Origin of the sequence: Streptomyces sp. NPDC096205 (genome assembly GCF_044763135.1) — a bacterium.
Classification (GTDB): Bacteria; Actinomycetota; Actinomycetes; order Streptomycetales; family Streptomycetaceae; genus Streptomyces.
Map to the genome: position 1 here is coordinate 705,300 of NZ_JBIWFS010000001.1, position 15,598 is coordinate 720,897.

Below are 15,598 nucleotides of genomic sequence, written 5' to 3' on the forward strand. Positions count from 1 at the left end.
ACCTAGGCACGGGACGGCCTCCGGGTGCGCGAGGTGAGGGCGAGGTAGATGCCCGTCACGACCAGCAGGAAGAGCAGCAGCAGGACGCTCATCGCCGAGCCGGTGCCGAAGTTCCAGGTGACGAAGGACGCCTGGTAGATGTGGACGGAGATCAGGTCGGCGGCCTCGGGGGCGGCCTTGCCGAACATCACGTACGGCGTGTTGAAGTCGTTGAACGTCCACAGGAACAGCACCAGGACCAGCACCTGGTTGACCGGCCGCAGCGACGGCAGCGTGATCCGGCGGATCTGCTGCCACACCCCGGCGCCGTCCAGCGCGGCCGCCTCGTACAGCTCGCGCGGGATGTTCTGCAGGCCGGCCATGACGATGAGGAAGGCGAACGGCCAGCCCTTCCACACCGAGACGATGAGCAGCGCCCAGAAGCTGTTGTCGCCGATGAGCCAGAAGGACGGCTCGTCGGTGAGGCCGAGCTGGTCGTGCAGGACGTGGTTCACCAGGCCGTTGTCGTGCTGGAACATGAACACCCAGGTGATGACGGCCGTGTAGACCGGCAGGGCGTACGGCACCAGGAACAGGGCGCGCAGCAGGCCGCGGCCCTTGAAGGTGTCCTGCATGAACACTGCCGCCGCGGTGCCGATCAGCCAGCACAGGCCGACGGACAGCAGGGTGAACCCGCAGGTGACGAGGAAGGAGTGGAGCAGTGCCTCGCCGACGGGGGCGTCGAAGTCCACCGACATCGAGTAGTTGTCGAGCGCGTTCCAGGGGGCCGCGCCCCAGTCCCGGAGGGTGAACTGGGTGAGCTCCTTGAAGCTCATCACGATGCCCATGACCATCGGCACCAGATGGACCAGGAGTTCGAGGACCAGGGCGGGCAGGAGCAAAAGATACGGCAGCCAGGCGCGGTGGCTGCGCCCGGTGCGGCGGCGGGGGCCGCGCGCCGCACCGGGGTCGGCCTTCGCCACCGGGCGGTCGACCGCCTGGGGGGTGGTGGTGGTCATCGGGCTCACTTCGCAGGCATCTGCTGCTGGGCCTTCTCCAGCGCGGACTTCACCGACGCCTCGGTCACCGGGCGTCCGGCGGCCACGTCCGCGAACAGCTCCTTCACCGCCGTGCCGACCGCGGTCTCGAACTGCGACTCGTCGGCGACCTGCGGCAGCGCGACCGCGCTCTTGGCGAGGGTGTCCTTCAGGACGGCGTTCGCGGGGGTGTTGAACGCGGGGTCCTGCTGGGCGGCCCCGACGGGCGGGATGGAGCTGTAGGCCTGGTTGAGGATCTTCTGCTCGGCGTCGCTGGTCATGAACTTCACGAACTCGGTGGCGCCGGAGAGGTTGTCGGTGTTCTTGAACACCGCGAGGTTGATGCCGGCGACCATCGAGTTGGCCTGCGCGCCGGCGCCGGGGGTGCCGGACTGCACGGGCACGGGGGCGATGCCGTAGGCGTCCTCGCTCATGCCCTGCGACTTGAGGTTGGCGGACGCCGACTGCCACAGCAGCATCGCCGTCTTGCCCTTGGCGAAGTCGCTGACCGACTGGTTCTGGGCGTACTCGGCGTTGCCGACCGGGATGGCCTTGTCCTTCGCCATGAGGTCGACGTACTGCTTGACGGCCGTGACCACGTTGTCGTTCGTGAAGTCCGGCTTGCCGTCGGCGGTGAAGAAGTCTGCGCCGTGCTGCTTGGCGAACACGAAGACGTGGTGGACGTTCTCGGTGGGGTTCGCGCCCTCGGCGCCCAGGACCTGCTTGCCGTCGGCCGCTATCTTCTTGCCGGCTGCCACCAACTCCGCCCAGGTCGCCGGAGGTTGGGCGACTCCCGCGTCGGCGAGGATCTTCTTGTTGTAGTAGAGGGCGTACGCCATCGAGTACAGCGGGACCGCGGCCGGGTCCTGGCCGGACGCGCCGGTGGAGCCGAGGGCGGACTTCACGAAGCGGTCGCGGCCGCCGATCTTCTCGAAGTTCTTCTCGTCCCAGGGCAGCAGGGCGCCGGTGGCCTGGAGGGAGGCGGACCAGGTGTTGCCGATGTTCAGGACGTCGGGGCCCTGGCCGGAGGTGGTGGCGGTCAGGATCCGGTTGAGCAGGTCGGACCAGGGCACGACCTCCAGCTCGACCTTGATGCCGGTCTGCTTCTCGAACTTGTCGAGCTCCGGCTGGAGGACCTTCTTGTCGACCTCCACGCTGGCGCCCTGGTTGGACGCCCAGTAGGTGAGCGTCTTGGGCGAGTCGTCGGATCCGCCGCCGGTGGGCGAACCGCCCCCGCAGGCCGCGGTGGCGAGGGCGAGCGAGAGGGTGACGGCGCATGCCGCCGCGGCTCTGAGGTTGCGCATGGTTCGGCTCCCGAGTGCCATCAGGACTTAATTTAGGACGTGAGTTAAACCTCCGGAAGAAGGCGCGTCAAGAGGTGCGGCAGGATCGGCGTCGTTCCCGCCGCATCCCGCTGCATCTCTTGACGCGCTCGTTCGGGCTGTTGAGGCATTCAGTGGCGAGCGGTCACTTCGCGACTCCGGAGTGTTCACTTCCTGAATCGGGAGCGGTGCTCGCGCGGGGGCCGAGGTGCTCTGGCTCTCGGCCGACAGCCGGGGCCTGGACTCTCGGCCGTGAACCAGGGCCCCGGCCGGGCTCAGCCCTGGGCGGCGGCGGCCAGGACCGCCTCCCGTACGGCCGGAGCGATCTCCTCGGCCCAGCGGCCGAGCGTGACGTCGTACGGGTTCGGGTCGCCGTCGACGCGGAAGTGCACGAATCCGGCGGCGCCGTGCTCCAGGACCGCGCCGGTCAGCTCCTCGATCCACTGGCCGACCGAACCGCCCACCCAGCGGCCGTCCTTGTCGCGCGGGGCGTCGAGGGGGCGGTCGGTGATGAGACCGGGGAGGTTGTAGACGGTGACGATGTCGGACGGGTCGCGGCCGACGGCCGCCGCGGCCTCGTCGATCAGCGGGCGGGACTCGCGATAGCGGTCGCTCAGCCAGTCGGCGGCGTATCCGGGCAGCCACCCGTCGGCGACGCGCCCTGCGACCGCGAGCGACTTGGGGCCGACCGACCCGGTCCATACCGGCGGGGCCGGCACGGGCGCCGGGTCGAGGTCGTGGACCTGGTAGAACTCGCCCTCGAACGTGACCCGTTCACCTCCGCCGCAGAGCTTGCGGATCAGGGTGATCGCCTCTTCCATCGCCCGTACGGCAGCCCCGGCACCGAGGCGGGGCGCACCCATCTTCTCGATGTCGTCCCACAGTCCGCCCGCGCCCATGCCCAGCACCAGCCGGCCCCCGGTGAGCGCGGAGAGCGAGGTGATCTGCCGCGCGAGCATCGGCGCCGGCCGGGTGGGCAGGTTGCTGACGCTGACCAGGCCGGAGATCTGCCGGGTGCGGCCGAGGGCGACTCCCAGGATGGAGTAGCCGTCGAGCCGCCCGCCGAAGTACGGGTGGTCGGAGACGGTGAACAGGTCCAGCCCCATGCGGTCGGCCTGCTCCGCCTGACGCAGCGTCTCCTCAGCCTCGTGGACTGCGGTGAGGCCGCCGGTGCCGAAGAGCGGCTTGCTTGTGGTCATGGTGAGTACCCCCGTGGCATTCAGTTCGTAGTGCGAACTATATTCGGGGGTGCGCCTGCTTGTAAACCACGTACGCCTCGGCGGCCCCACCCGCACGGGGTGGAGCCGCCTGGCCCGCTACCGCGTCGCCGTCAGGGCCGTCGCCGGGGCCTGGGCGTACCCGGCGGGGCGGGCCGTGAAGGTGCCCCGGCCCTGGGTGCGGCCGCGCAGGCGGCCGGCGTAGCCGAAGAGTTCGGCCAGGGGCACCGTGGCGGTGACGAGCGCGGAGCCGGCGCGCGTGGTGGAGCCGGTGACGCGGCCGCGGCGTGCGGCGAGGTCACCGAGGACTCCGCCGACGGCGTCCTCGGGCACGGTGACGCTCACCTCGGCGACCGGCTCCAGCAGGACCATCGCGCAGCCGCGCAGGGCCTCGCGCAGCCCCAGGCGTCCGGCCGTACGGAACGCCGTCTCCGAGGAGTCCTTCACATGGGTCGCCCCGTCGGTGAGGGTGACCCGCAGCCCGGTCACCTGGTGCCCGCCGAGCGGCCCTTCGGCGAGGGCGTCCCGGCAGCCGGCCTCCACGGCACGGACGTACTCCTGCGGGACCCGGCCGCCCACGACGGCCGAGCGGAACTCGAAGCCGGGGCCCGGCAGGGGCTCGACGTCCAGGACGACATGGGCGAACTGGCCCGCCCCGCCGTCCTGTTTGACGTGGCGGAACACCACGCCGGACGCCCCGCGCACGACCGTCTCGCGGTAACTCACCCTCGGGCGGCCCACGGTGACCTCCAGGTCCAGTTCGCGGCGCATCTTCTCCACCGCGACCTCCAGATGCAGCTCTCCCATGCCCGACAGCACCGTCTGGCCGGTCTCCGCGTCGGTGCGCACCCGCAGCGACGGGTCCTCCTCGGCGAGCCGGGCCAGCGCGGACGCCAGCCGGCCCGTGTCGCGGGAGGTGCGGGCCTCCACGGCCACGGAGACGACCGGGTCGGCGACGCCGGGCGGTTCGAGGACGATCGGGTCGTCCGGCGCGCACAGGGTCGTGCCCGCACGGGCCGACTTCAGCCCGACGACGGCCACGATGTCACCGGCGACGGCCCGCTCCAGCGGGGCGTGCCGGTCGGCCCGCACCCGCAGGATGCGGCCGATGCGCTCGGTGCGCCGCGCGCTCGCGTCCCACACCGCGTCTCCCTTCTCGATCGTGCCCGAGTACACCCGCAGGAACGTCAGCCGCCCGGTCGGCGTGGCCTGCACCTTGAACGCCAGCGCGGCCGCCGGTGCCGCCGGATCGGCCGGGCGCTCCCGCTCGACGCCCTCGTACTCGCCGCGCACCGGCGGCACGTCCAGCGGGGACGGCAGATACGCCACGACGGCGTCCAGCAGCGGCTCGATCCCGCGGTTGCGGTAGGCCGAGCCGCACAGCACCACCACGCCGTCGCCGCTGCGCGTCAGGTCGCGCAGGGCGGCCGTCAGGGTCGGCGCGGACAGGGTCTCCCGGTCGCAGAATTCCTCCAGCGCGGCCGGGTGGCGCTCCGCGACAGCCTCCTCCAGCAGCCGCCGACGCCGTACGGCCTCGTCGTACAGGTCCTGCGGCACCGGGCCCTCCTCGGGCGCCTCGGCGCCGTCGGGCCAGAGCAGCGCGCGCATCCCGACCAGGTCGACGACGCCGCTGAAGCCCTGCTCGCTGCCGATGGGCAACTGCACCACCAGCGGCGCCGGATGCAGCCGCTCCCGGATGGAGGCGACGGCCCGGTCGAGGTCGGCGCCCGCGCGGTCCAGCTTGTTGACGAAGGCGATCCTCGGCACACCGTGCCGCTCGGCCTGCCGCCACACCGACTCGCTCTGCGGCTCGACGCCCGCCACCGCGTCGAACACGGCGACCGCGCCGTCCAGGACGCGCAGCGAGCGCTCCACCTCGTCGGCGAAGTCGACGTGGCCGGGGGTGTCGATCAGGTTGAGCCGGTGTCCCGCCCAGGTGCAGCTGACGGCCGCGGCGAAGATGGTGATGCCCCGGTCGCGCTCCTGCGGGTCGAAGTCGGTGACGGTGGTGCCGTCGTGGACCTCGCCCCGCTTGTGGGTGGTGCCGGTGGCGTACAGGACGCGTTCGGTGACGGTGGTCTTGCCGGCGTCGACATGGGCGAGGATGCCCAGGTTGCGGACGGTGGCGAAAGAGTTGGTGACGTTGGTGGTCACGGCCGTTGCCTTTCGAAAACTGCTGGAAAAGGGCGGCGCGATTCACCGTGACGGAACGTCAGGGTGCATGGTGCACAGGGGTGTTCGTCGTCACGGCGTCCGGTGCCGGCCGCGCAGCGGGCACCGGGCGGACGAGGACACCAGGATCACCTCGGACCGGGAGCGGGGAACGACGACAGCGCTGCGGTCACGCACGGCCCGGCTCCCCTCGCTCGACATGGTCACGCGCCGCCGGTGATGCGGCGGCGCGCGGTGATGTGGTGATCGTAGGGAAGCGGGGCGGGCGCGGGCACGTGGTTTTTCACCGCATGGACGTCATACGGTGCTCAGGCCGGGCGCGTAGAAACGCCGGCGCACGCGCCTCAGCCAGGCCTCGGCCGCAGCCTCGTCGGGCTGTTCGGGCAGCGCGCTGGGCATCTCGGCGAAGGCCGCCTCGAAGTGGCTCAGCAGCGGTGTGGCCGCTTCGGGGTCGGCGGCGACCTGCTCGCCGAAGCGGTGGTAGGCCTCCGGGTCCTCGACCCGGACGGTCAGCGCGCCCGTCCGGTACAGCTCGTAGCCCTGCTCGCACAGCCGCTTGAGATGACGGGCGTGCTTGGCGGTCCGTCTGCGGGTGTCGGCGGAGAAGGAGCCGTCGCCTCGGCCGAGGAGCCTGCGGAACTGCTGGGTGGCGTAGCCGAGGTAGGCGTCGCGAACACGGCCTGCGCTGAGGAAGGAGGCGCGGATGCCGATCAGCTCGTCGCCGAGCGGGGTGCGCACCTCGTACAACTCCTCGGGCAGCCAGACGAGTTCCATGACCGTCGGGTTGCCGCCGAGGGCGAGGCGGCACCATTTGGCGGCCTCGTGCAGAGTGCGGTCGGGGGCGGTGGTGACGTGCGACTCCTTCGGGGTGCGCAGGCCGTGCAGCTCCTCGGTGGGTGCCGCGAACAGGCCGAGCCGGTCCACGTCGGAGCCCTCGCGGGCGAGGCCGTACGCGGTGGAGCCGACGACGCCGGACAGCAGGATGTTGGTGACGGTCATGGCAGGCCCCCCGGGTGATGGTGCGGAGCAGCCATGATGACCTGCGGGCGAGGGCGGGCTCCTGGCATTTTCGAGTGGCCGGATACCGTCGCCGTTCTCCGAGCGTTCACGGCGACCTCATGCCGAGGTCTTCAGAACCCGCCCGGGGCCCCACTAGCGTCCAGGCGTCGCCACACCCGACCCGACGAGTGAGGTTGCGATGTCTCTCGGACACTACTTCGCCGGCCTGGCCCTGCTGCCGGTGCTCGCGCTGCCCGCGACCGCGCATGCCGCGGAGCAGGTGCCGCCGCAGAAGACGCACTTCGACCTCCAGGCGCACCGCGGCGGCCTCGGCATGACGACCGAGTCGTCCCTGGAGGGCTTCGCGAAGGCGCTGCGGCTCGGCGTCTCCACGCTGGAGCTGGACACCCAGATCACCCGCGACCGCAGGGTCGTCGTCACCCATGACCGGCAGGTCAGCGCCGCCAAGTGCAGGGACACCGCGCCGGTCGTGCCGGGCGACCCGATGTACCCGTACGTCGGCAAGTACATCAAGGATCTCACCCTGGCCCAGATCAGGACCATGGACTGCGGCTACCAGCAGCTGCCCGGCTTCCCCGAGCAGGAGCAGGTCAAGGGCCTGCGGATGGTGGAGCTGAAGGACGTGCTGGGCCTGGTCAAGCGCTACAAGGCCCGGCAGGTCACCCTGAACGTCGAGACGAAGGTCGAGGCGGGTGCACCCGAACAGACCGCGCCGCGCGAGCTGTTCGTACGCCGCGTGTACGAGGAGATCCACGCGTCCGGCATCGAGGACCAGGTCACCGTCCAGTCCTTCGACTGGGGCGCGCTGAAGGCGATGCACGAACTCGCCCCGCACTGGCCGCTGGTGGCCCTGACGAACTACGACTTCCTCCAGGTCGGCAAGCCCGGCGCGAGCCCCTGGCTCGGCGGGATCGACGCCGACGACTACGACGGCGACTTCGTGAAGGCCGCCGCCACGATCCCCGGTCTGCGGGCCCTGTCCCCCAACTACGGCTTCCCGCAGAACGGCAAGATCGGCGACCCCGGCTTCCGCCTCTACCCCGACCGCACGATGATCACCGACGCCCACGCCCGCGGCCTGAAGGTCGTCCCCTGGACCTGCGACGACCCGGCGACCGTGGGGGCCCTGATCGACCTCGGCGTGGACGGCGTCATCACCAACTATCCGAACCGGGTCCGCCAGATCATGGCCGAGCGGGGGATGCGGCTGCCCAAGGCGTACGGGCCTCGCTGAATCCCGCGGCCCGGACCCGCGACCCGGCATGCACGTAGGGCCGGTCGGGAGTGATCCCGACCGGCCCTACGTCGATGGTGTCCGAGGGGGGACTTGAACCCCCACGCCCGATAAAGGGCACTAGCACCTCAAGCTAGCGCGTCTGCCATTCCGCCACCCGGACAAGGTGTCTGTCGCCTTGCGCGGGGCGTTCCCCGCGGCGACAGGGACAACAATACCAAGGATTCGGAGTGCCTTTCACCTGCATATCCGCACGTCGGCGGGGTGCGGGGCGCCTCCGTACGCTCCGAGCGCGGAGCTTCACCGGCAGTGACCGAAGATCATCCCTCGGCGCTGCTGTCCCAGGTCAGGAGGCGAAGGGCGCGCAGCAGCGCGGCGGCCGTCTCCTCGCCGAGCGGCGCGAGGAAGCGCCGCTCGGCCGCGCAGCGGGCGGCGTCCGCGCGCGCGAGGCACTCGCGGCCGGCCGGGGTCAGCCGGACGACGTTCTTACGCCGGTCCAGGGCGCTGCGCCGCCGCTCCACCAGCCCGTGATCCTCGAGCCCGTCGATCAGGGCGGACATCGTCGACCGGTCGACCCCGATCCGGCCGGCCGCCTCTCCCTGCGACAGCGCATCGTCCCCCGCCAGCACCCCGAGCACGGCGACCTCGTGCGCGTCCACGCCGAACGGCACCAACGCCTCCGCCGACACCCTGGCCAATCTCACCTGGGCCTGCCTCAACAACGGCCCGAGCCGGGGCTCCACACACTCGGTTCCCTGCGGATCGACCATGTGTGGAATGTAGCGGCCCGGGGCTCAAGGTGTGGGTGTTGTGGAGGCTCGCGCCCCCGCACCTCACGGCATCAGCTGCCGGTCCGGGAAGTTTCCCGGCAGCCGCTCCCCCGCCGGGCCGCGGGTCACGGCCCGGACCAGCAGCTCGCCGCCGACGAAGGCGCCGCGCCAGGACGCCCCGTGGCCGCCGAACAGCTCGTCGCGGTCGCCGCGGGAGCGGGGCGTGCCGTGGCCGACCTTGAAGGCGCGGATCTGCGGCGCGAGTCGGTCGAAGACGGCCCGGTCGTCGGTGGACAGGGTGGCGACCAGGGCGCCGCCCGACGCGTTCATGGCGGCCAGCAGCTCGGCCTCGGTGTCGACCAGGACGATGGTGTCGACCGGCCCGAAGGGTTCGGCGTGGTGCAGCGGGGACGACGGCGGCGGCCCCAGCAGCGTGACCGGCTGGACGTAGGCGGAGGTGTCCTGGCCGGGCAGGAAGCGGGTCTCGTCCACCTTGCCGCGGTAGAGCGGGACGGCGCCTCGCGAGACCGCCTCGGCGACCTGGTCCCCGAGTTCCTTCGCCTTGGCCGCGTTGATGAGCGGCCCGAAGTCCAGGTCCGGGTAGGGGTCGTCGGGGTGCTCCACGGCGAGCGGGTGTCCGACCCTGAGGGTGCGTACCGCCGGCAGGTACGCCGCCAGGAACTCGTCGAACAGCTCACGCTGGACGACGAACCGCGGATAGGCCGTGCAGCGCTGCTTGCCGTAGTCGAAGAGCTTGGGGATCACTGCCGTGAGCGCGTCCCAGTCCGTGTGGTTCCAGATTCCCCAGGTGTTGAGTCCTTCCTGTTCGAGTACATGCCGCTTGCCGAGGTCGGTGACGGCCGTGGCCACCGCGGCGCCGGTGTCGCGGCCGCCGACGAAGGAGACACAGCCGATCTCGGGCGCGCGCACCAGCGCCTCCGACAGCTCGCCCCCGCTGCCGCTGACGAGGGTGACGGGTATCCCTTCGCGCGCGGCGAGCGCACAGGCCAGGGTCAGACAGGCGACACCGCCGTCGGTCGGGGTCTTGGCGATGACCGCGTTGCCTGCCAGTGCCTGTACCAGCAATGCGTGAACGAGCACGCTCATCGGATAGTTCCAGCTCGCGATGTTCGACACCGGCCCGTCGAGCGGGGCCCGCCCCTGGACCATCTCCTCGATGCCGTCGACGTACCAGCGCACCCCGTCGACGGCCCGGTCGACATCGGCCCGCGCGAGCCGCCAGGGCTTGCCGATCTCCCAGACGAGCAGCAGTGCGAGCAGGTCACGGTGTGCGGTGAGCGCGTCCAGCGTGGCCGCGACCCGGGCGCGGCGCTCCTGAAGCGGGACATGCCGCCAGGCCCGGTGCTGGTCGAGCGAGGCGCGGACGGCCTGCCGGGCGATGTCCCGGTCGAGCAGGGGCGGTCCGGCGACGGGACTGCCGTCGACCGGCGTCACGGCGGGCAGCACCCGCCCGTCCGCCTGCCACGCGGCGTTCCAGAGATTGAGGACCCTGTCCTCCCGGAAGGCCTCCGGCGCGACGGCGAGACAGCGCTGCCACGCGTCGGCCCAGGCGGTACCGGACTTGAGGGTCTTGAAGTTCTTGCGGTTCTTGCGGGTACGGATGGATGGCACGGTCTGCTCCGCTCTCGGGGCGTGGTGGGAGGCGGTCGAAGCGCGGGGAGAGGGGACATGGGGGCCCCTGTCACACCCCGCCGTCGAGCACGGCGCGCACCAGCCGCGCGGTCTCCGTCGGCGTCCGCCCCACCCGCACGCCCGCCGCCTCCAGCGCCTGCTTCTTGGCCTGGGCGGTGCCGGAGGACCCGGACACGATGGCGCCCGCGTGCCCCATGGTCTTGCCCTCGGGCGCGGTGAAGCCGGCGATGTAGCCGACGACCGGCTTGGTGACGTGGTCGCGGATGTGGGCGGCGGCCCGTTCCTCCGCGTCGCCGCCGATCTCGCCGATGAGGACGACGAGTTCGGTGTCCGGGTCCTCCTCGAACGCGGCGAGGCAGTCGATGTGGGTGGTCCCGACGACCGGGTCCCCGCCGATGCCGACGCAGGTGGAGAAGCCGGTGTCGCGCAGCTCGTACATCAGCTGGTATGTGAGCGTGCCCGACTTGGACACCAGCCCGATGCGCCCGGGCTTGGCGATGTCGGCGGGGATGATGCCCGCGTTCGACCGGCCGGGGCTGATCAGCCCCGGGCAGTTGGGGCCGATGACGCGGGTGCCGCGGGCCTCGGCGTACGAGGTGAAGGCGACGGAGTCGTGGACGGGGATGCCTTCTGTGATGACGACGGCGAGTCCGATGCCGGCGTCGGCGGCTTCGGTGACGGCGGCCTTGGCGAAGGCGGGCGGCACGAACACGACGGTCACATCGGCGCCGGTCGCCTCCATGCCCGAGGCGACCGAGCCGAAGACGGGGACGGCAGTGGGGGCACCTCCCAGGCCGTCAAGGCTCTGGGGGACGTCGAAGTCGACGGTGCGGCCGGCCTTGCGGGGGTTGACGCCGCCGACGACGTTCGTGCCGGCCGCGAGCATGCGGCGGGTGTGCTTCATGCCCTCGCCGCCGGTCATGCCCTGGACGAGGACCTTGCTCTCCTCGGTGAGAAAGATGGCCATGGTGTCCGGTCCCCTCAGGCTGTGGTGGCGAGTTCGGCGGCACGGCGTGCGGCGCCGTCCATGGTGGTGGCCTGTTCGACCAGCGGGTGGGCGTGCGCGTCGAGGATGGCGCGGCCGCGGGCGGCGTTGTTGCCGTCGAGCCGCACGACGAGCGGTTTCGTCAGCCGTACGCTGTCCAGGGCCTGGACGATGCCGTCCGCGACCGCGTCGCAGGCGGTGATGCCGCCGAAGACGTTGACGAAGACGGACCTCACGGCCGGGTCGGAGAGGATGACGGTGAGGCCGTCGGCCATGATCCGGGCCGAGGCGCCGCCGCCGATGTCGAGGAAGTTGGCGGGGCGGGCGCCGCAGCCCGCGACGACGTCGAGGGTCGACATGACGAGCCCGGCGCCGTTGCCGATGATGCCGACCTCGCCGTCGAGCTTGACGTAGTTGAGGCCCTTGGCGGCGGCCGCGGCCTCCAGCGGATCGTCGTGCGCGGCGGGCTTCTCGCCCCAACGGGCCTGCCGGAAGGCGGCGTTGTCGTCGAGTGTGACCTTGCCGTCGAGGGCGAGGATGCGGCCGTCCGTGGTGCGCACGAGCGGGTTGACCTCGACGAGGAGGGCGTCCTCGCGGACCAGCACCTCCCACAGCCGTACCAGCACGTCCACGCTCTGCGGCGGCAGCCCGGCCGCCTCGGCGATGCGCCCGGCCTTCGCCGAGGTGACGCCTTCCGCGGGGTCGAGGGGGATGCGGGCGACGGCCTCGGGCCGGCTCGCGGCGACCTCCTCGATGTCCATGCCGCCCTCCGCGGAGGCGATGGCGAGGAAGCGGCCGGCCGCGCGGTCGAGGACGTAGGAGACGTAGAACTCGCGCTCGATGTCCGCGGGTTGGGCCAGCATGACCGTGCCGACCCGGTGTCCCTTGATGTCCATGCCGAGGATCTGCCGGGCGGTGAGTTCGGCGGCGGCCGGGTCGGCGGCGAGTTTCACCCCGCCCGCCTTGCCGCGTCCGCCGGTCTTCACCTGCGCTTTGACAACGACCCGGCCGCCGAGTGCGCGGGCGATCTCGCGGGCCTTCTTGGGTGAGTCGGTCACCTCGGCCCTCGGCACCAAGATGCCGTGTTCCTCGAAGAGTTCCCTTGCCTGGTGCTCGTACAGGTCCATTCCGGCTCCTGACTGAAAAGTGCCGCACGCCCCCTGGACACCACCCACCGGATGCGGGATAACAAGCTTCATACAGTATTCGTCGACTGTATGCAATGTACGAAGTGCGTTCCCACCCCCTACGAAGGGACAAGGACCTCGCCATGCCCGACGACACCCAGGACGTGATCTCCGGTGGTCACCTCGTTGCCAAGGCGCTGAAGGCCGAGGGCGTCGACCGCATCTACACGCTGTGCGGCGGCCACATCATCGACATCTACGACGGCTGCGTCGACGAGGGCATCGAGGTCGTCGACGTACGCCATGAACAGGTCGCCGCCCACGCCGCCGACGGCTACGCACGCATCACCGGCAGGCCCGGCTGCGCCGTCGTCACCGCCGGCCCCGGTACCACCGACGCCGTCACCGGTGTGGCCAACGCCTTCCGCGCGGAGTCGCCGATGCTGCTGATCGGCGGCCAAGGGGCTCTCACCCAGCACAAGATGGGCTCCCTCCAGGATCTGCCGCACGTGGACATGATGACGCCGATCACCAAGTTCGCCGCGACCGTCCCGGACACGGCCCGCGCCGCGGACATGGTGTCCATGGCGTTCCGCGAGTGCTACCACGGCGCGCCCGGTCCCTCATTCCTGGAGATCCCGCGCGACGTCCTCGACGCGAAGGTTCCGGCGGACAGGGCGCGCGTGCCCCGGCCCGGTGCCTACCGTGCCTCCACCCGCTCGGCCGGCGACCCCGAGGCCGTGGAGAAGCTGGCCGACCTACTGGTGCACGCCGAGAAGCCCGCGATCCTGCTGGGCAGCCAGGTGTGGACGACCCGTGCCACCGAGGCGGCCGTCGAGCTGGTGCGCACGCTCAACATCCCCGCGTACATGAACGGCGCGGGACGCGGCACCCTCCCGCCCGGCGACCCCCACCACTTCCAGCTCTCCCGGCGCTACGCCTTCTCCAACGCCGACGTCATCGTGATCGTCGGCACCCCCTTCGACTTCCGTATGGGCTACGGCAAGCGGCTCTCCCCCGACGCCACGGTCGTCCAGATCGACCTGGACTACCGCACCGTCGGCAAGAACCGCGACATCGACCTCGGCATCGTCGGCGACGCCGGCCTGGTGCTGAAGTCGGTGACCGAGGCGGCCTCCGGACGCATCAACGGCGGTGCGTCCAAGCGCAAGGAGTGGCTCGACGAACTGCGCGCCGCCGAACAGAGCGCGCTGGACAAGCGGCTGCCGCAGCTCAGGTCGCACGCCTCCCCCATCCACCCGTACCGCCTGGTCAGCGAGATCAACGACTTCCTCACCGAGGACTCGGTCTACATCGGCGACGGCGGCGACATCGTCACCTTCTCCGGGCAGGTCGTCCAGCCCAAGTCGCCCGGCCACTGGATGGACCCGGGCCCGCTCGGCACCCTCGGTGTCGGCGTCCCCTTCGTGCTGGCCGCCAAGCAGGCGCGGCCCGACAAGGAGGTCGTGGCCCTCTTCGGCGACGGGGCGTTCTCCCTCACCGGCTGGGACTTCGAGACCCTCGTGCGCTACGACCTCCCCTTCGTCGGCATCGTCGGCAACAACTCCTCGATGAACCAGATCCGCTACGGCCAGGCCGCCAAGTACGGCAAGGAACGCGAGCGGGTCGGCAACACCCTCGGCGACGTGCCCTACGACAGGTTCGCGCAGATGCTGGGCGGCTACGGCGAGGAGGTGCGCGACCCCGCCGACATCGGCCCCGCGCTGCGGCGCGCCCGCGAGTCGGGCAAGCCGTCGCTGATCAACGTCTGGGTCGACCCGGACGCGTACGCCCCCGGAACCATGAACCAGACCATGTACAAGTGAGGTGACCCGCATGACCGGCAGGCCGACCAAGGCCCTCGAAGGCATCCGCGTCCTGGACATGACGCACGTCCAGTCCGGGCCCTCCGCGACTCAGCTGCTCGCCTGGCTGGGCGCTGACGTCATCAAGCTGGAGGCTCCGACCGGCGACATCACGCGCAAGCAGTTGCGCGACATCCCGGACGTCGACTCCCTCTACTTCACGATGCTCAACTGCAACAAGCGCAGCATCACCCTCAACACCAAGACCGAGCGCGGCAAGGAGATCCTCACCGAGCTGATCCGGCGCTGCGACGTCATGGTCGAGAACTTCGGACCGGGCGCGGTCGACCGTATGGGCTTCACCTGGGACCGCATCCAGGAGATCAATCCGCGGATCGTATATGCCTCCATCAAGGGGTTCGGGGACGGCCCGTACACCGATTTCAAGGCGTACGAGGTGGTCGCGCAGGCCATGGGCGGGTCCATGGCGACCACGGGTTTCGAGGACGGGCCGCCGCTGGCGACGGGGGCCCAGATCGGGGACTCGGGGACGGGTGTGCACGCCGTGGCGGGGATTCTCGCGGCTCTTTTCCAGCGCGAGAACACCGGGCGTGGGCAGCGGGTCAACGTGGCCATGCAGCACGCTGTACTCAACCTGTGCCGGGTGAAGCTGCGGGACCAGCAGCGCCTGGCACACGGGCCGCTCGCTGAATATCCCAACGACGACTTCGGCGCGGAGGTTCCCCGCTCGGGAAACGCCTCCGGAGGCGGCCAGCCCGGCTGGGCGGTCAGGTGCGCGCCGGGCGGCCCGAACGACTACGTGTACGTCATCGTGCAGCCCGTCGGCTGGCAGCCGCTCAGCGAGCTCATCGGCCGGCCCGAGCTGGCCGAGGACCCCGAGTGGGCGACGCCGGAGGCCCGGCTGCCCAAGCTGGGCAAGATGTTCCAGCTGATCGAGGAGTGGTCCTCCACCCTGCCCAAGTGGCAAGTGCTGGAGAAGCTCAACGCCCACAACATCCCGTGCGGGCCGATCCTGTCCACCAAGGAGATCATCGAGGACACCTCGCTGGCCGCCAACGAGATGGTCGTGCGCGTCCCGCACCCGCAGCGCGGCGAGTTCGTGACCGTCGGCAGCCCGCTGAAGCTGTCCGACTCCCCCGTCGAGGTGAGCACTTCACCGCTGCTCGGCGAGCACAACGAAGAGGTGTACATCGGCGAGCTGGGCCTCGGCGACGAGGAACTGCGCCTGCTGAAGTCGAACGGGGTGATCTGAGGTG

At 71.0% G+C, this 15,598-nt stretch carries 12 protein-coding genes and 1 tRNA gene; 3 read left to right on the forward strand and 10 right to left on the reverse strand.

Annotated features, from left to right (window positions below; translation table 11 throughout):
* Positions 1–2: 2 nt before the first annotated feature.
* The 5 genes from ACIQ6Y_RS03225 to ACIQ6Y_RS03245 all read right to left on the reverse strand — a co-directional run bounded on the left by ACIQ6Y_RS03225 (position 3) and on the right by ACIQ6Y_RS03245 (position 6,726).
* Entirely contained in the window at positions 3–998 is a 996-nt protein-coding gene (locus ACIQ6Y_RS03225) for a carbohydrate ABC transporter permease (RefSeq protein WP_404032109.1), read from the reverse strand.
* A gap of 5 nt (positions 999–1,003) precedes the next feature.
* Positions 1,004–2,320 (reverse strand): ABC transporter substrate-binding protein, encoded by a 1,317-nt coding sequence (locus ACIQ6Y_RS03230; protein WP_404032112.1) that lies wholly within the window; start codon positions 2,318–2,320, stop codon positions 1,004–1,006.
* A gap of 293 nt (positions 2,321–2,613) precedes the next feature.
* On the reverse strand, positions 2,614–3,537 hold the full coding sequence (locus ACIQ6Y_RS03235) for an LLM class flavin-dependent oxidoreductase (protein ID WP_404032114.1): 924 nt from the start codon (positions 3,535–3,537) through the stop codon (positions 2,614–2,616).
* A gap of 117 nt (positions 3,538–3,654) precedes the next feature.
* On the reverse strand, positions 3,655–5,709 hold the full coding sequence (gene fusA / locus ACIQ6Y_RS03240; RefSeq protein ID WP_404032117.1) for an elongation factor G: 2,055 nt from the start codon (positions 5,707–5,709) through the stop codon (positions 3,655–3,657).
* A gap of 315 nt (positions 5,710–6,024) precedes the next feature.
* Positions 6,025–6,726: a DNA polymerase beta superfamily protein gene (locus tag ACIQ6Y_RS03245; RefSeq protein ID WP_404032119.1), complete on the reverse strand. Its 702-nt coding sequence runs from the start codon at positions 6,724–6,726 to the stop codon at positions 6,025–6,027.
* A gap of 199 nt (positions 6,727–6,925) precedes the next feature.
* Here ACIQ6Y_RS03245 and ACIQ6Y_RS03250 point away from each other — a divergent pair, with 199 nt between their 5' ends.
* The gene (locus ACIQ6Y_RS03250) at positions 6,926–7,981 is read left to right on the forward strand and encodes a glycerophosphodiester phosphodiesterase family protein (RefSeq protein ID WP_404032122.1); all 1,056 of its coding nucleotides are present in this window, start codon (positions 6,926–6,928) and stop codon (positions 7,979–7,981) included.
* 75 nt (positions 7,982–8,056) lie between these two features.
* Here ACIQ6Y_RS03250 and ACIQ6Y_RS03255 read toward each other — a convergent pair.
* From ACIQ6Y_RS03255 to sucC, 5 genes are all read right to left on the reverse strand, one after another.
* Positions 8,057–8,144: transfer RNA gene (locus ACIQ6Y_RS03255), tRNA-Leu, on the reverse strand.
* A 157-nt stretch (positions 8,145–8,301) separates the two neighbouring features.
* Positions 8,302–8,751 (reverse strand): MarR family winged helix-turn-helix transcriptional regulator, encoded by a 450-nt coding sequence (locus ACIQ6Y_RS03260; RefSeq protein ID WP_404032125.1) that lies wholly within the window; start codon positions 8,749–8,751, stop codon positions 8,302–8,304.
* A gap of 63 nt (positions 8,752–8,814) precedes the next feature.
* Positions 8,815–10,383 (reverse strand): aldehyde dehydrogenase family protein, encoded by a 1,569-nt coding sequence (locus ACIQ6Y_RS03265; protein ID WP_404032128.1) that lies wholly within the window; start codon positions 10,381–10,383, stop codon positions 8,815–8,817.
* A 70-nt stretch (positions 10,384–10,453) separates the two neighbouring features.
* Entirely contained in the window at positions 10,454–11,371 is a 918-nt protein-coding gene (gene sucD, locus ACIQ6Y_RS03270) for a succinate--CoA ligase subunit alpha (RefSeq protein ID WP_404032131.1), read from the reverse strand.
* 14 nt (positions 11,372–11,385) lie between these two features.
* Positions 11,386–12,516, reverse strand: coding sequence for an ADP-forming succinate--CoA ligase subunit beta (sucC, locus tag ACIQ6Y_RS03275; protein WP_404032133.1), 1,131 nt, complete (start codon positions 12,514–12,516; stop codon positions 11,386–11,388).
* A 143-nt stretch (positions 12,517–12,659) separates the two neighbouring features.
* Here sucC and ACIQ6Y_RS03280 point away from each other — a divergent pair, with 143 nt between their 5' ends.
* Both ACIQ6Y_RS03280 and frc read left to right on the forward strand, forming a co-directional pair.
* Positions 12,660–14,342 (forward strand): thiamine pyrophosphate-binding protein, encoded by a 1,683-nt coding sequence (locus ACIQ6Y_RS03280; RefSeq protein ID WP_404032136.1) that lies wholly within the window; start codon positions 12,660–12,662, stop codon positions 14,340–14,342.
* 10 nt (positions 14,343–14,352) lie between these two features.
* A complete protein-coding gene (gene frc, locus ACIQ6Y_RS03285) occupies positions 14,353–15,594 on the forward strand; it encodes a formyl-CoA transferase (protein WP_404032139.1) in 1,242 nt (413 codons plus the stop codon).
* Positions 15,595–15,598: the final 4 nt, after the last annotated feature.

Bases quoted from the DNA above. Each gene is read 5' to 3' on its own strand.
- ACIQ6Y_RS03225 (WP_404032109.1), bottom strand. From the start codon at position 998: ATGACCACCACCACCCCCCAGGCGGTCGACCGCCCGGTGGCGAAGGCC.
- ACIQ6Y_RS03230 (WP_404032112.1), bottom strand. From the start codon at position 2,320: ATGCGCAACCTCAGAGCCGCGGCGGCATGCGCCGTCACCCTCTCGCTC.
- ACIQ6Y_RS03235 (WP_404032114.1), bottom strand. From the start codon at position 3,537: ATGACCACAAGCAAGCCGCTCTTCGGCACCGGCGGCCTCACCGCAGTC.
- ACIQ6Y_RS03245 (WP_404032119.1), bottom strand. From the start codon at position 6,726: ATGACCGTCACCAACATCCTGCTGTCCGGCGTCGTCGGCTCCACCGCG.
- ACIQ6Y_RS03250 (WP_404032122.1), top strand. From the start codon at position 6,926: ATGTCTCTCGGACACTACTTCGCCGGCCTGGCCCTGCTGCCGGTGCTC.
- ACIQ6Y_RS03260 (WP_404032125.1), bottom strand. From the start codon at position 8,751: ATGGTCGATCCGCAGGGAACCGAGTGTGTGGAGCCCCGGCTCGGGCCG.
- sucD (WP_404032131.1), bottom strand. From the start codon at position 11,371: ATGGCCATCTTTCTCACCGAGGAGAGCAAGGTCCTCGTCCAGGGCATG.
- sucC (WP_404032133.1), bottom strand. From the start codon at position 12,516: ATGGACCTGTACGAGCACCAGGCAAGGGAACTCTTCGAGGAACACGGC.
- ACIQ6Y_RS03280 (WP_404032136.1), top strand. From the start codon at position 12,660: ATGCCCGACGACACCCAGGACGTGATCTCCGGTGGTCACCTCGTTGCC.
- frc (WP_404032139.1), top strand. From the start codon at position 14,353: ATGACCGGCAGGCCGACCAAGGCCCTCGAAGGCATCCGCGTCCTGGAC.